Annotated in this window: 10 protein-coding genes; 7 read left to right on the top strand and 3 right to left on the bottom strand. The window is 64.9% G+C overall.

The window, feature by feature from the left end:
- Positions 1-206: 206 nt before the first annotated feature.
- The 7 genes from RZA67_RS14480 to RZA67_RS14450 all read left to right on the top strand — a co-directional run bounded on the left by RZA67_RS14480 (position 207) and on the right by RZA67_RS14450 (position 8,048).
- Positions 207-503: a LysM peptidoglycan-binding domain-containing protein gene (locus RZA67_RS14480; protein WP_317213429.1), complete on the top strand. Its 297-nt coding sequence runs from the start codon at positions 207-209 to the stop codon at positions 501-503.
- Between the two features lie 66 nt (positions 504-569).
- A complete protein-coding gene (locus RZA67_RS14475) occupies positions 570-1,082 on the top strand; it encodes a hypothetical protein (RefSeq protein ID WP_317213428.1) in 513 nt (170 codons plus the stop codon).
- A gap of 301 nt (positions 1,083-1,383) precedes the next feature.
- Entirely contained in the window at positions 1,384-3,615 is a 2,232-nt protein-coding gene (locus RZA67_RS14470; RefSeq protein WP_317213427.1) for an NADP-dependent isocitrate dehydrogenase, read from the top strand.
- 254 nt (positions 3,616-3,869) lie between these two features.
- On the top strand, positions 3,870-5,609 hold the full coding sequence (gene aceK, locus RZA67_RS14465; protein WP_317213426.1) for a bifunctional isocitrate dehydrogenase kinase/phosphatase: 1,740 nt from the start codon (positions 3,870-3,872) through the stop codon (positions 5,607-5,609).
- Between the two features lie 224 nt (positions 5,610-5,833).
- Positions 5,834-6,688: a hypothetical protein gene (locus tag RZA67_RS14460; RefSeq protein WP_317213425.1), complete on the top strand. Its 855-nt coding sequence runs from the start codon at positions 5,834-5,836 to the stop codon at positions 6,686-6,688.
- Positions 6,685-7,422, top strand: coding sequence for a hypothetical protein (locus RZA67_RS14455; RefSeq protein WP_317213424.1), 738 nt, complete (start codon positions 6,685-6,687; stop codon positions 7,420-7,422). The genes RZA67_RS14460 and RZA67_RS14455 overlap by 4 nt, the downstream gene beginning before the upstream one ends.
- Positions 7,401-8,048 (top strand): XVIPCD domain-containing protein, encoded by a 648-nt coding sequence (locus RZA67_RS14450; RefSeq protein WP_317213423.1) that lies wholly within the window; start codon positions 7,401-7,403, stop codon positions 8,046-8,048. Before RZA67_RS14455 ends, RZA67_RS14450 begins: the two co-directional genes overlap by 22 nt.
- A gap of 131 nt (positions 8,049-8,179) precedes the next feature.
- Here RZA67_RS14450 and RZA67_RS14445 read toward each other — a convergent pair whose 3' ends face one another.
- The 3 genes from RZA67_RS14445 to RZA67_RS14435 all read right to left on the bottom strand — a co-directional run bounded on the left by RZA67_RS14445 (position 8,180) and on the right by RZA67_RS14435 (position 14,036).
- Positions 8,180-9,751 carry a sensor domain-containing diguanylate cyclase gene (locus tag RZA67_RS14445; protein WP_317213422.1) on the bottom strand — a complete coding sequence of 524 codons (1,572 nt, stop codon included), beginning with the start codon at positions 9,749-9,751 and terminating at the stop codon, positions 8,180-8,182.
- 171 nt (positions 9,752-9,922) lie between these two features.
- A complete protein-coding gene (locus tag RZA67_RS14440; protein WP_317213421.1) occupies positions 9,923-10,993 on the bottom strand; it encodes a cupin-like domain-containing protein in 1,071 nt (356 codons plus the stop codon).
- A 52-nt stretch (positions 10,994-11,045) separates the two neighbouring features.
- Complete coding sequence (locus RZA67_RS14435) at positions 11,046-14,036, bottom strand: TonB-dependent receptor (protein ID WP_317213420.1); 2,991 nt, start codon at positions 14,034-14,036, stop codon at positions 11,046-11,048.
- Positions 14,037-14,260: the final 224 nt, after the last annotated feature.

The following is a 14,260-nucleotide window of genomic DNA, read 5'->3' as shown; positions in this document are numbered from 1 at the left end:
TGCCCGTCAAACGGTAGTGACGGGCCATGCCCGTCAAATGGTAGTGACGGGCCATGCCCGTCAAATGGTAGTGACGGGCCATGCCTGTCAACAACCGAAACCAATCATTCAGCGTTCGCAGGCCCCGCTTCACGCTGGCACCATCCCCATTTAACAATCCCTGTGCGACTGTGCGATCCACACAAACACGCAGACGGAGTGTGTGGATGAGTACCGATAAGAGAGCCGATTTTTCCGGCGTCACCGCCAGCGTGGACAGCACCGCCCAGCAGGTGCCCAAATCCGATTTCTCCGGTGTCACGTCCTCGGTGGACAGCACCGCTGACGTCGTCGACGGCGGTGGTACGTATACCGTGGTGGCGGGCGACAGCCTGTCGAAGATCGCCAAAGCGCATCTGGGTGATGCCAATGCCTGGAACAGGATCTTCGAGGCCAACCGCGATCAGCTGTCCGACCCGGACAAGATCCAGCCCGGACAGGTGCTGAAACTGCCGTCGAAGTAATTCCCTGCTTCCCAGTCACCGCTGCTGGCAATTCGTACCCGTGCGCCACACCCCTTGGAGGAACAGATGACCCATTCCCATCCGCTTCGCAACGCCCTGATGCTCGCCCTGCTGGGCGGCTCGATCGCCCTGGTCGGCTGCAAGAAGAACGACCCGGCCAACGACACCAATGCCATGCCGGCAGCTACCGCTCCGGCGGAAACCGCACCGGCCCCGATGACCGGCGCCCCGCCGCCGATGACCGGCACCGCCCCGGTTGCTGTGTCGCAGGTGACCGTTGGCAAGTCCGCCGCCGCAGACAAGAGCGTTGCACCGACCGCCATGTTCGCGCGCACCGACGAAATCATAGTGTCGGTGCGCACCGACGGCACCGCCAGCAACGCCAATGTCGGCGCCAAGCTGACCTTCCAGGACGGACAGGTTGCCGGTGAGCAGACGGCTACGTTGAACGCCTCGGGTGCGGAGACTACCAACATCAGCTTCAAGAACGCCAATGGCTGGCCGGCGGGCAAGTACCGTGCGGAAGTCATGGTTGATGGTCAGGCGGCCGGATCGCCGCAGGAGTTCGAGGTCAAGTAAGCACCAACGCTCTCTCCCGTTCGTGCTCACGATGGACGCAGCCGCAAGGCTGCGTCTTTTTTTGTTGCAGCCCGTCACGCTGGACGGTTGCAGCGGTTACCTTCGCAGTACCGCCACGTATGGGCGCTGGCTTTGCCGTGCGCTGCCGAACGCGCGACAATACGGGGGTTTCCCCGGGGCGAGCGCTGCCGCCCGCGCCGGGGGAGGTGTGGGGCACTCCGTCCTGCATGCGACACGGTTGCACGTGGCGCGGCGCATCCGCCGGCCTTTCCCTGAGATCTGCAAAGAGTCCAAGTCCCCCATGTCGAATACGCCCAAGATTCTCTACACGCTGACCGACGAAGCCCCGTTCCTGGCGACCGCCTCGCTGCTTCCGGTGGTCAGTGCATTCACCGCCACCGCCGGCATCGCTGTGGAAACCCGCGACATCTCGCTGTCCGGCCGCATCCTCTCGCAGTTCCCGGAACTGCTGGGCGCCGGCCAGAAGGTCAGCGATGACCTGGCCGAGCTGGGCCAGCTGGCCACCACCCCGGATGCCAACATCATCAAGCTGCCGAACATCTCCGCCTCGGTGCCGCAGCTGAAAGCGGCCATCAAGGAACTGCAGCAGCAGGGCTATGCACTTCCGGATTACCCGGAAACCCCCGCCGATGACCAGCAGCGCGACTACAAGGCGCGCTATGACAAGGTCAAGGGCAGTGCGGTCAACCCGGTGCTGCGCGAGGGCAACTCCGACCGCCGCGCACCGCTGTCGGTCAAAAACTACGCGCGCAAGCATCCGCATCGCATGGGTGCCTGGGCAGCCGACTCGAAGTCGCACGTCGCGCACATGGACGCCGGCGATTTCTATGGCAGTGAGAAGTCCGCCACGCTGACCACGGCCGGCAACCTGAAGATCACCCTGCACGGCAATGACGGCAGCACCGTGGTGCTGAAGGAAAAGACCGCGGTCAAGACCGGTGAGATCGTCGATGCGGCGGTGATGAGCCGCAGCGCGCTGGCCAGCTTCATCAGCGCGCAGATCAACGATGCCAAGGCGCAGGGTGTGCTGTTCTCGCTGCACCTGAAGGCCACCATGATGAAGGTCTCCGACCCGATCATGTTCGGTGTTGCGGTCAACGAGTTCTACAAGGATGTGCTGGCAAAGCACGCTGATGTCCTCAAGCAGGCGGGCTTTGACGCCAACAACGGCATCGGTGATCTGGCCGCGCGCCTGCCGTCGCTGCCTGAAGCCACCCGCGCGGCAATCGAAGCCGACCTCGCGGCCGAGTATGCGCAGCGGCCGGGCGTGGCCATGGTCAACTCGGACAAGGGCATCACCAACCTCCACGTGCCCAGCGACGTGATCGTCGATGCGTCGATGCCGGCGATGATCCGCGACTCCGGCAAGATGTGGAATGCCGAGGGCAAGCTGCAGGACACCAAGGCCGTGATCCCGGATCGCTGCTATGCCGGTGTCTACCAGGCGGTCATCGATGACTGCAAGGCCAACGGTGCGTTCGACCCGGCAACCATGGGTTCGGTGCCCAACGTCGGGCTGATGGCGCAGAAGGCCGAGGAGTACGGCTCGCACGACAAGACCTTCCAGATCGCCACCGATGGCGTGGTCAAGGTCACCGACGACGCGGGCGATGTGGTGTTTGAACACACCGTGGCGGCCGGTGACATCTGGCGCATGTGCCAGACCAAGGACGCGCCGATCCAGGACTGGGTCAAGCTGGCCGTCAACCGCGCCCGCCTGAGCGGCACCCCGGCCGTGTTCTGGCTGGACGCCGGGCGCGCCCACGATGCCCAGGTCATCGCCAAGGTCGAGCAGTACCTCAAGGACCACGACACCACCGGTCTGGACATCCGCATCCTGCCGCCGGTGGAGGCCACCGCGTTCTCGCTGGCGCGCATCCGCAAGGGTGAGGACACCATCTCGGTGACCGGCAACGTGCTGCGTGACTACCTGACCGATCTGTTCCCGATCATGGAGCTGGGTACCAGCGCCAAGATGCTGTCGATCGTGCCGCTGATGGCCGGCGGTGGGCTGTTCGAGACCGGTGCCGGCGGTTCGGCGCCCAAGCACGTGCAGCAGTTTGTCGAAGAGGACTACCTGCGTTGGGATTCGCTTGGCGAGTTCCTCGCCCTGGCCGCCTCGCTGGAGCACCTGGCCGAGCGTTACGACAACGCCGCTGCCCGCGTGCTGGCCAGCACGCTGGATCAGGCCAACGGCCAGTTCCTGGACAACGACAAGTCGCCCTCGCGCAAGCTGGGTGGCATCGACAACCGCGGCAGCCACTTCTATCTGACCCTGTACTGGGCGCAGGCCTTGGCAGCGCAGAATGACGATGCCGGGTTGAAGGCACGTTTCGCTCCGCTGGCCCAGGCGCTGACCGACAACGAACAGAAGATCGTCGAGGAGCTGGTCGCGGTTCAGGGCAAGGCTGTGGACATTGGCGGTTACTACCGCCCCGACCTGGACAAGGTGTCCGCTGCGATGCGTCCGAGCGCCACGCTCAATGCGGCGCTGGAGCAGCTGCAGGGCTGATCGCCACATAGCCTGCCATGACGAAGGCCCGCGCAGCGCGCGGGCCTTCGTTCATGCGGCGGCCGCCGTCAGTGCCGCGCCGCACTGACCAGCACCGCCAGGATCGGCCGTAGACTTGCTGAGCGGCCGGCAGGTGCGATGAAGGTGTCCGGGCCACCTGCCGAGGTCGGCCGAGCACGCGGCATTGACCCGGCGATGAGCTCTGGATGCTTCACTGGCATACAGTGGGCATGGTTCCCACGGTGCGCCCTCCGATGTCCGTTACCCTTACCATCGCAGATGCAGGCGAGGCTGCGCAGGCACTGGCCGTCTGCATCCGCGACGCCTTCGAGGACTATCACCGGCGCTTTGCGGCCATCACCGCGCGCGCGCGGCAGCGCTTCGAGCAGCGCCAGTGGACGCAGGCGCAGCAGGATGCCGTTGCGCGCATCGGCCTGTATGACCAGTGCATTGCCAACTGCCTGCAGACCCTGCGCGGCCTGGCCGGCAACACGCTGGCCGAACGCACGTTGTGGCTGCAGGTGCGCAGGGCGTATGCCACGCTGATCGATGCCGCCGTTGATGCCGAACTCTACAAGACCTTCTACAACACACTGACGCGGCGCCTGTTCGCCACGCGTGGAGTGGACGCGCAGGTGGAGTTCCTCGCGTTGGACGTCGAACCGTCCGACGCCATCACCCATCCGGTGGCGCGACACGTCTACGCGGTCTCTGCCACGCGCCCGGTCGAGGCGCTGATGCGTGTACTTGGAGATTACCGGTTCGCCGTACCGTATGCGCACCAACTCCGCTGTGCTGCGGCCATTGCGGTCCGCCTGCAGGACGACCTCGCCCACTGGGGCGAGCACCCGGTGCGCAGCATCGAGCTGCTGGAGACCGTGTTCTACCGCGAGCGCCGTGCCTATCTGGTCGGTCGTGTGCTGGGTGAACATCGGTTCTCGCCGTGCATCATCGCGCTGGTCAACGGCGAACAGGGCCTGCGCGCCGAAGCGGTGCTTACGCGCCGCCGCGACGTGGCCCACCTGTTCGGTGTGTCGCGCAGCTACTTCCAGGCCGATCTACCGACGGTGGGGGATGCGGTGGTGTTCCTGCGCAGCCTGTTGCCGGGCAAGCCGGTGGACGAGATATACACCGTGCTGGGGCGCGCCAAACAGGGCAAGACCGAGCGCTACCGTACCTTCATCCGTCACTTCGACGAACACCCCGGACAGCAGCTGGTGGCGGCCGAAGGCACGCCAGGGATGGTGATGGCAGTGTTCACGCTACCCAGCTACCCGCTGGTATTCAAGCTGATACGCGATCGCTTCGCATGGCCGAAAATCCTCTCGCGCGAGCAGGTGGAGGACACGTACGCGCTGGTGTTCAACCTCGACCGCGTGGGACGGCTGCTCGACGCACAGCCTTACCGGCATCTTCGTTTCCCCCGCGCGCGCTTTGCCCCCGCGCTGCTGCAGGAGCTTCGTGACCAGTGTACGTACAGTGTGCGCGAGGTGGGGGATCAGGTGGAGATCGACCTGTGTTACGTGCAGCGGCGCCTTCGCCCGCTCAATCTCTACCTGCGCGAACAGAGCGCATCGGGTCGCCGCGCAGCCGTGCTCGACTATGCACAGGCGATCACTGACATGGCACGCAACAACATCTTTCCCGGTGACATGTTGCTGAAAAACTTCGGCGTATCGCGCCACGGACGCGTGGTGTTCTATGACTACGATGAGCTGTGCCGGGTCACTGACTGCGTGTTCCGGCACTGGCCGCAGCCGCGCAGCGAAGAGGAAATGCTGGCTGACGAGCCCTGGTTTCACATCGAGCCCCACGATGTATTCCCCGAGCGCTTCGCCGCGTTCATGGGCTTGCCGGTGGAAGAGCTCGCCGCGGTTCGCGAACACTTCGGCCATCTGTTCGACCCGGCATGGTGGCAGGGACTGCAGGCCGCATTCCTTGCAGGCGAGCATCCCGATACACCGCCTTACGCGGGCGAGCATCTATTGGCGTGATACCGCACGGGGCGCGTGATCGCTGCCGCGCTTCGTCACGTGGCGCCGGATCATTCCGTCCGTCATCCGTCCTGACGCGAAAAGCTCTTCAATATGCTGTGGAATGTCGCGGCAGGACCTATGCGCCGCGTCATGCTGTGACCGATTGAGCATTACGGAAATGCGGCGATTCTTCCGCCCACGCTGCGGGCTAACGTCGTCTCTGTTTTCCAGCAAGGACGATCATGCTGTACTTCCGGGCATTACCCGTGGTCATCACCCTGGCCTTTGCACTCAGCGCATGTGCCAAAGCAGAGCCGCGCAAGCCGCCCCGCCTGCTTACCAATGAGCAGGGCTGCTCGATCACCATCGGCAACCAACCGCTCGATTCGCGCCAGATTCCGGTTCCGAAGGCGCGCGCCTGCGTGGGGCCGTACGCGCTGGTGTTGCCACGGAATTATTTCAGCACACAGACAGGACCGCAGCACGACGGCAGTTTCTCGCTGGCGCTGGAGTATCCCTCGCTGGAACCCTTCAAGCCCGGCGAGCGGCGCAACCTATCAGTGGACGTATCGATACGTACGGTCAGGATCAGCTACGACTACATCAGTGCTTTTGAACCGGCGGAAGCGCTGCGGCGCATATACACGCCAATGGTTCCCCGCCGAGAAGACCCAGCCGAATCGCTGGAGACTCGTATACAGGGCGAGGCAGTGTATGGCCTGACACCGTACTACGTCGATATGGACAGGGTGCATGCCTACCAGCGAGCGAACGGTTGGCGCGAGACGCCCTCTGACGAAGACAACGTCTTTCTCACGGACTGGTTCGTCTCTCATGACGTCACTGGCGCAATCGATCAGATCATCAAATGTACGCGTCGCGAAATCACAGAGTCGGGTGCGGAGTACCGCGATGGAAAGATGGTGAAGAACAACGTGATTGGCTTTGCCAGATGTGAGCAGACGTTCTTCATTGAAGCAATGGGCACGATCGTGCAGTTGAAGTATCCGAGAGAGGGCATGGCGAACTGGAGGCAGATGAAGGCGCGCGCCACAGCACTTCTGGTTGATAACAGCGTCGAGGAGACTGAAAAGTGAGTGATTCCAAACCTGGCTTGAATGCAGCTGACGTTGATGTGCTCCAAGCCTACGTGGCCGCAGGCAATCGCGAGCTGTACTTCAACTATCTTGCGCAGAAGCAGGGTAACGATGGCTACGGTTTGCTGGCCTTGGGCGTGATCCGCAATGACAATGCACCCGGCGCCACAGCGAATAGCTTCGCCGACCGGCAGGCGCGCGCGGACGGCGTGTATCTCAATGAGCGCGACTGGCAGATGTTCGGCGTCGATCTGATGACGCGCGACCTGGCGCTTCGTGAGGCGCGGCTGGCTAAGGGGCGCCCCGATCTGGCACTCAATCTGCCGGTAGAGGATGTGCAGAAGGCCCACGATGAGGCCTTCGAAGTTCGCAAGGTCGATCCTTCCGCCTGGACACCTTACAAACTGCTGGTGGCCGCGCGAGAATATGGTGGCGACGCTGAAGCCGAGGCCGTCTGGTCGATCCTGCTCGACAATTCCAATCTCGGCATGGACCGCGGTTTCGACACCATGACGCGGGTGGTCAACAAATATCGGGCGTTCATCGACGACCCGGAGGGGTATCTGTGGGACATGGTCGAGGCACGCCAACAGCATGTCCCCGGCCCGGTTTCCACTATCGGTATCACTACAGCGACGCCACCGGCTGGTTGGAGCAAAGACAGCTGCGGGCGAGCATTCCGATCGGCGTCGTACCGGTACCGTTATCCTCCATGCCGATCCCTCCCCGCGTAGTCACCGACCCGGCTACGTTGTCCGATCTGGAAGCCGCGCGCGAGGTCCGCCTGGAACGTGCGCGCCTGCGTCAGCAGTTCCATCCCGACGATCCCAACCGCGAACTGCCGATCGTGCGCAGTCCCTATCTGATCAGCGACCTGCAGCCCGCAACGCCGGGCGCACCGGCGCCGACACCTGCGCCTGTACCCGCTTCCGTTGATTTCACCGCGCCGGATCATCCGCGCCATGCGCTGTGGCAGCAGTGCTGCGAGGGTGTGCGCGGGCTGGATGCGGGGGCCGGAAAACCGTGGGATGGGATCAGCGAACGGCTGGCCGGCAGCCTGACCGCACTGGCCATCGCCAAGGGGCTGGATCGGGTCGATCACATGGTGCTGTCCGGGTCGAGCGCCGGATGCCCAGGCGGAGAATACGTGTTCGTGGTGCAGGGGCGGCGCGGCGATCTCACCAGTCTGCGCGAGCGCATGTCCACGCTGGAGGCGGTCAACCAGCCGCTGGCGCAGTCCTTCGAGCAGGCACAGGCGAGCGAGCGTGAGCTGGCCGAGCAGCTGGCGCAGCAACGTATGCAGGAGCTGCAGGACCTGCAGATGAGGCAGCAACGCCGCGGTCCGGTGATGGGCGGTTGAGGGAGAGCCGACCCCATGCTGCGCCGCTCCTCGGGCGGATGACGGTAGCCCGTGTCGCGCTTCGCGCGGAAGCCGACCATGGGGTCGGCTCTAGCGGAAAGATGGTTCGCGGCGTACCTGACGCGCTGCGCTCAATGCGCGTAGGGGTAGACCACGCTGCGGTTGCGGCCCTGTTCCTTGGCCATGTACAGGGCCTTGTCGGCCAGGCGCAGTGCCTGGTCCGGGTCCGGGTCGAAGCTGGGGTAATGCGAAACACCCAACGAAACAGTAACCTGGCCAACGGCATCGAAGGTGGCGGCGGCGACCTGCTGCCGCAGCCGCTCGGCCACCTGCAGCGCATCTTCGGCGTTGCTGCCCGGCAGCAGCAGCAGGAACTCTTCGCCGCCATTGCGGCACAGCACGTCGCCCTCGCGGGAGTTGAGCCGCATCTGTGCGGCGATCTGCGCGATCACGGTATCACCGGCTTCGTGGCCGAAGCGGTCGTTGATGGATTTGAAGCGGTCGATATCCAGCGCCAGGATGGCAAAGGCCTGACCCTGTGCGCGCCACGTCTCCAGGGTCTGCTGCAGGCCGCGGCGGTTGAGCAGGCCGGTCAGCGGATCGGTGCGGCTGTCGCGGTTGAGATTGCCGATGCGGTCCTGCAGCGCATTGAAGCTGTAAAGCACTGCCTGCTTGAGCTGGGCGACCTCGAAGTACCACGCGCGGATGCCGCCGACATCAGAGATGGCGCGGCCGGTATCGCGCTCCTGCACATTGCGCGCCAGCTGCCACAGCGGCAATGAGATGCGCCGCGCGAACCACCAGGTGACCAGCAGCGAGAGCACGCCCAATGGAATGGCGCGCCAGATCACCGAACTCATCAGCGTGGACAGCGGTGCCAGCGTGGCCGCGGTAGGGCGCTGGGCAACCACGCCCCAGCCGGTTGCCGCCACCGGTGCGTAGCCGGCCAGCATGGAAACGCCCTGGCTGTTGCGCACCTGCTGCGCACCCCGCTGGCCTTTCACCACGGCCTCGACCACCGCATTGCGCATGGCTGGCTGGCCGATCCGCTTCTCATCGATGTGGTACAGCAGGTTGCCATGGCGATCCACCACATACAGGTAGGAGCCGTCGCGGTAATAGTGGGTGCCCAGCAGCGTGTCCAGCACACTGCGCTGGCGCAGGTAGATGGTGCCGCTGACATAGCCGCGGTACTGGCCCTGTTCGCTGTAGACCGGGTGGGACAGCGCCACCACCAGGTTGCCGGTAGCCGACATGTAGGGGTCGGTGATCATCGCCTGCCGCCGCTCCAGCGCCTGCCGGTTGCCGGCGCTGTGCAGAACCTCGCCTTTCAGATGCAGGGTCTGCGGGGAAGTGGCGATTACCCGGCCTTCCGCAGTGACCACCAGTACCGAGTTGAAACTGTTGGTGGCCAGGTGCAGCCGGCTTGCCTCGTCCTGCGCCATGGCTTCGCTCATGCCGTCGTGGCCCAGCCGGCGCGCAGCGTAGGCGAGCTGCTGCTGCGACATCAATACGAAGTTCTGGGTGGTCTCGGCCAGCTTGTTGGCGTAGACCCGGTTGGCCTCCAGCGTGCCCGCGATCAGCTGTTCGCGCTGCACCCGATAGCTGGCAACCAGTGTGTTGGCGAGCGCAACCACGGCACTGAGCAGGGCGAGGGCAAGAATCAGCGCGCCCAGATTCAGGCGTATCGGAGAACGGGACATCGGCTCGATTGCAGTACGGGGCGCGCAGGATGAAGCGGGCCGATCGGGGCGGTTCCGGCGCGAAACGTACGCGGGCGGGGCGAGCAGTACGGTGCACATTATTCAACAGACTGGCCGCGATTGGAAAACCTGGCTGCAGGCGCCGGCCGCCGGGCCGCTGAGCACGCGCGCTCAGGCCGGCCCGTCGGTGCCGCGCTGCAGGCGACGCCGCAGCACGTCGCGCACGCGTTCGGCACTGCGCTCATCCAGCGGGGCCAGTACCCCCCGCGCGTCTTCGGGGATATGCGCGGCGGTATCGGCTCCCGCATCGAACACGTAATGGTTGAACATCGCCTGCCACTGCGTGCGCTGCGCGGGCGGCAGATCGCGCAGCGCGAGAATGCCCAGCATCAGCGCATTCATCGGCGAATCCATCCACGCCGGTACCGGCCGCCACCAGCTGTTGACCAGTACGTTGAAGGCGTCCAGCCCTTCCATGTGATGCCACCACAGCGACGGGATGAAAACCGCGTCGCCTGGCTCCAGTTCGGCGACCTGCGCGTGTGTCATGGCCTCGGCGAAGCGCGGAAAGCGCGCAAGGTCGGGCGCATGGAAATCCACCAGACTGATGGCCTGACCGGCGGGGGTGAAATCCAGCGGACCCACGTAGAGGTTGCCGACCTGTGCGGGCGGAAACAGGGTGACGCGGCGGCGACCGGCGGCAACGCAGGCCAGATTGTCCGGCGCATCCTGATGGGCGGCGATGCGCGACCGGTTGCCGATCCAGATGCTGGTCAACGGCGCGCTCACACCCAGCGCAAGTTCATTGGCCTGGCTGAAGCCGGGCAGGAAGCTGTCCACCGTGGTGGAGGCCACGTAGATGGAGGGTGGGGCAGGGTCATGAAGGTATTTCAGCAGCGTGGCCAGCACCACTTTCAGCGGCAGCTGCTCGCGGCGGAAATTGAAGCCGCTCATGTCGGCGTTGTAGAACAGCCGTCCCTGCGCCTCGGGCGCGGCGGTGGTGGCGGTGACCGGCATCTGGCCATGGTCAAAACCGAGCAGATGGCGCACCGCGTCGTGTGGCGAACGCTGCGCGGCCTGTACCAGTGGCCAATGCGCGGCCACGCCACGCAGCACCTTGGGCGTGGTCCAGTGGGCCAGGCCCTGCGCCAGCTGCGCAGCGTCCAGACCGTGCAGCTCGTCGATCGGGCGGGCGTCGGCGTGTGCGGGGCGTGCGGAAGCGGGTGGGGCCGGTGGGGTCATGAGGTCATCAGCGAGCCGGGAAGGCGGGCGGCCGGGGCCGCCCGCCGGCCGCTCAGAACTTGTAGCGCAGGCCGAACATGTAGCGCGGTCCGGTCTGGGTGGCGTAGCGCAGCATGTTGGTATGCCGCGCGTAGGTGCGCATGGTTTCGTCGGTGAGGTTGATCGCCTCCACGCTCAGCGTCAGCTGGTCGCTGACCGCGTAGCTGATGTTGAGGTCGAGCTGGCCGTACGCTTCGGTGTAGTTCGGGTTGGGACCCTGACCCCCGATGCCGTTGAGGAACTTGTCGCGCCAGTTGTACGCCGCACGGACCTGCCAGGCGTTCTTGTCGTAGAACAGCACCGCGTTGGCCGAGTCGCTCAGGCCGACCATCGGGTACTGGTCGCCCAGGCTGAGGTTGTCGAAGGTGAGTCCCGACTTGACCTTGGTGTAGTTGGCCGCCACGCCGAAGCCGGACTGCCCGAACAGGTGCTGCACGGCCACTTCCCAGCCCTGCAGATGGTCCGAACGCTGGTTGGAGGGCAGGGTGATGTCGAAGCCGGCGATCGGGTCACCCGGCTGGCCGACGATGCTGCCGGTCATCTGGCCGGCCGAGTTCATGCCGGTGGAGATCACGCCCGGATCGCCGGCATGGTTGGTGAAGATGTAGTTGCGGATGCACACGGTATCGGTGGTCACGCAGCCCGCCGCCAGCGCCTCGTTCCAGTACGCGCCGCCGACCGGCGTGTGCAGACTGCCGGCGTCCTCGCGCACGATGGTATTGCTGATGAAGTTCTTGATCTTCTTGCGGAAGAACCCGACCGATGCGTAGCTCGCTTCGCCGTAGTACCACTCCAGCGAGAGGTCGAAGTTGTCGGCCAGCAGCGGTTCCAGTGCGGGATTGCCACGGGCGCCGGTGCCGCCCTGGGTACGCACGATGTTGTCCAGGCGCTGGCCGCTGTCGATCTGGGTCCAGCCGGGCCGGCCCAGGCTGCGGCTGTAGCTGCCGCGCAGTGCCAGCGAGTCGCTCAGGTCGAGCTTGAGGTCCAGGTTGGGCAGCACATAATCGTACTTGCCGGTGCCGCCGATGAAGGCACCATCATCGGCATAGGTGATGTTGAACTCGTTCAAGGAGTTCCAGCTGATCGAGGTCGGCACCTTCACCAAAGCGAGCGACTTCACTTCGGTTTCCTCGTAGCGCACACCAGCGGCTACATGCAGCGGCGTGGCCCAGTCGAAGGTGGTGCGGTACTGCAGGTAGGCGCTCTTGGAGGTCTCGGTGGTGCGTACGTCGTCGGTGAACTCGGTCGGCGCGACGTAGCAGGTCGGGCAGGCCGGCTCGACGCCGTTGGCGACCTGCGCAGCACGCTCACGCAGCCGGTCGAAATCAAACACCAGGAACTGGCCGGTCAGACGCGGATCCTTGTGCCCGGAGAAGGCCTTGAAGTACTTGGCCATGTCGTCGGCATACCAGATGCTGTCGTCATAATCGGCCGGCGTACCCACGCCACCCCAGCTGTCGCGCTGGGTGATCGCCGAGGCGGAGCGGTTGTTGACCTCCGAATGACCGACACCGAAGTCCAGCGCAGAATAGTCGGCGAAGCGGAACACACCCTTGGCCTGGAACTGCTCGACCTCGGACTTGTTGTAGCTGTTCTGGAACACCGAGCCGGTGACCAGCGCCTGCGACGCCTGCACGCCGCCGGGCGGCAGCGCGATGGTGAGGATCGGCAGGCGGCCGCTGTAGTCGACGGTGGTGGTGCCACGCACGTAGGCTGCCACGCCAAGCACGCCGGCCGAGCCATACGGGCTGTCGGGCTTGGACTCGGCACTGGAGCGGTGGTAATCGAACGACAGATCCATCGCATCGTTGACCTCCCACTCGACGTTGAAGCCAAGCGAGTCCATCGCCGACTTGGTGGCCAGCTTCATGCCGCCCATGGCCACGTCACCGTTGACCACGTCCTCGCTGTACACGATCGGCGCGGCGATCGGGCCGTCGGTCCAGATGCTGTCACCGGGGCCGTAGTTGAACCACACCGACAGTTCGCTGCGCTGCTGCTGCACCTTGTTCTCGACATAGGTGTAGTCCAGCGTGGTGGTGACGTTGTCGGCCGGCTTCCACTGGAAGGTGGCCTGGCCGTTGGTGCGCTGGCGCTGCACCGAATTGACGTTGTACGCGGTGTTCTGCGGCCGCCCGTAGATGTCATTGGCTCCCGGACGGTTTTCGATGCGGTCGGCATAGCCGGTGCCGGGCTGCGGCAGGGCGCGCCAGTCGCTGGTGTCATCACCGCGCAGGGTGGCCCAGCCCTCGGCCACGGTGGCCTGGTTGAAACCGGAATCACGCTCCTGGTGGCTGGCGCTCAAGGCCATGCCGAAGCGGCCGTCGGCGTAGGTCTGGCTGAAGATGCCCGACAGCTCGCCGGTAAGGTTGGAACCCTTCATCGAGCGCGGCACGTTGTCGTTGGAGGTGTCGTGCACCGCCTTCATGCCGAGGCTCACCACCGGTGCTGCTTCCAGCGGGCGCAGGGTCTTGATGTTGATCGTCGCACCGATGCCGCCGGTCGGATTGTCGGCGCGGGTGGTCTTGTAGACCTCCACCGCCGAGATCGATTCGGAGGCGATGTTGGCGAAGTCGAACGAGCGCGAGCCGGAGAGGCCACCACCGCCGTTGCCGAGGTTCGAGGCCGGCATCTGCCGGCCATTGAGCAGGACCAGGTTGTAGTCCGGCCCGATGCCGCGCACGGTGACCTTGGAGCCTTCACCGCTGGAGGTGCGGTCGATCGAGACACCACTGATGCGCTGCAGCGATTCGGCGAGATTGGTATCAGGGAACTTGCCGATGTCCTCGGCCACGATGCCATCGACCACGCCTTGGCTGTCGCGCTTGAGATTCATCGACGAGGTGAGACTGCCGCGGATACCGGTGACGGTCACCGTGTCCAGGGTTGTCGCGTCCGGCGTGTCAGCGCCGGTGCTCTGCTGTGCGAATGCAGGCGTGGCCAGAGCCGCCATCAGGGCGGAAGTAAGCAGCGTCTTGCGCGGTAAAGCCCGGTACGTCTTCATCAAGCTCCCTCCCCAGGGAATGCGTCGTCGATGGCGTGGTGCGGGGCATTTGGGCGCGGGGCTGACAGCGTTGTCAACAAATCGCCATGTTGCGTGCAGCCTGCCCGCATGCCATGGACGACAGGTATGCGCACTGAACAGCACGTTAAATGCCGCATCCGCCCGGCGCAGCGGGCCTTTGCCCGGTTCTGGCGGATGACAGCGCTGCCAGTTCAGCCGGGGCG

It is taken from the genome of Stenotrophomonas sp. C3(2023), assembly GCF_032911385.1.
In the GTDB taxonomy this organism is placed as follows: Bacteria; Pseudomonadota; Gammaproteobacteria; order Xanthomonadales; family Xanthomonadaceae; genus Stenotrophomonas.
This window is presented reverse-complemented; position numbering and strand designations above follow the sequence as displayed.

Excerpts from the sequence above, each read along its gene's own strand:
- RZA67_RS14480 (WP_317213429.1), top strand. The coding sequence starts at position 207 with ATGAGTACCGATAAGAGAGCCGATTTTTCCGGCGTCACCGCCAGCGTG.
- RZA67_RS14475 (WP_317213428.1), top strand. The coding sequence starts at position 570 with ATGACCCATTCCCATCCGCTTCGCAACGCCCTGATGCTCGCCCTGCTG.
- RZA67_RS14470 (WP_317213427.1), top strand. The coding sequence starts at position 1,384 with ATGTCGAATACGCCCAAGATTCTCTACACGCTGACCGACGAAGCCCCG.
- aceK (WP_317213426.1), top strand. The coding sequence starts at position 3,870 with ATGTCCGTTACCCTTACCATCGCAGATGCAGGCGAGGCTGCGCAGGCA.
- RZA67_RS14460 (WP_317213425.1), top strand. The coding sequence starts at position 5,834 with ATGCTGTACTTCCGGGCATTACCCGTGGTCATCACCCTGGCCTTTGCA.
- RZA67_RS14450 (WP_317213423.1), top strand. The coding sequence starts at position 7,401 with ATGCCGATCCCTCCCCGCGTAGTCACCGACCCGGCTACGTTGTCCGAT.
- RZA67_RS14445 (WP_317213422.1), bottom strand. The coding sequence starts at position 9,751 with ATGTCCCGTTCTCCGATACGCCTGAATCTGGGCGCGCTGATTCTTGCC.
- RZA67_RS14440 (WP_317213421.1), bottom strand. The coding sequence starts at position 10,993 with ATGACCCCACCGGCCCCACCCGCTTCCGCACGCCCCGCACACGCCGAC.
- RZA67_RS14435 (WP_317213420.1), bottom strand. The coding sequence starts at position 14,036 with ATGAAGACGTACCGGGCTTTACCGCGCAAGACGCTGCTTACTTCCGCC.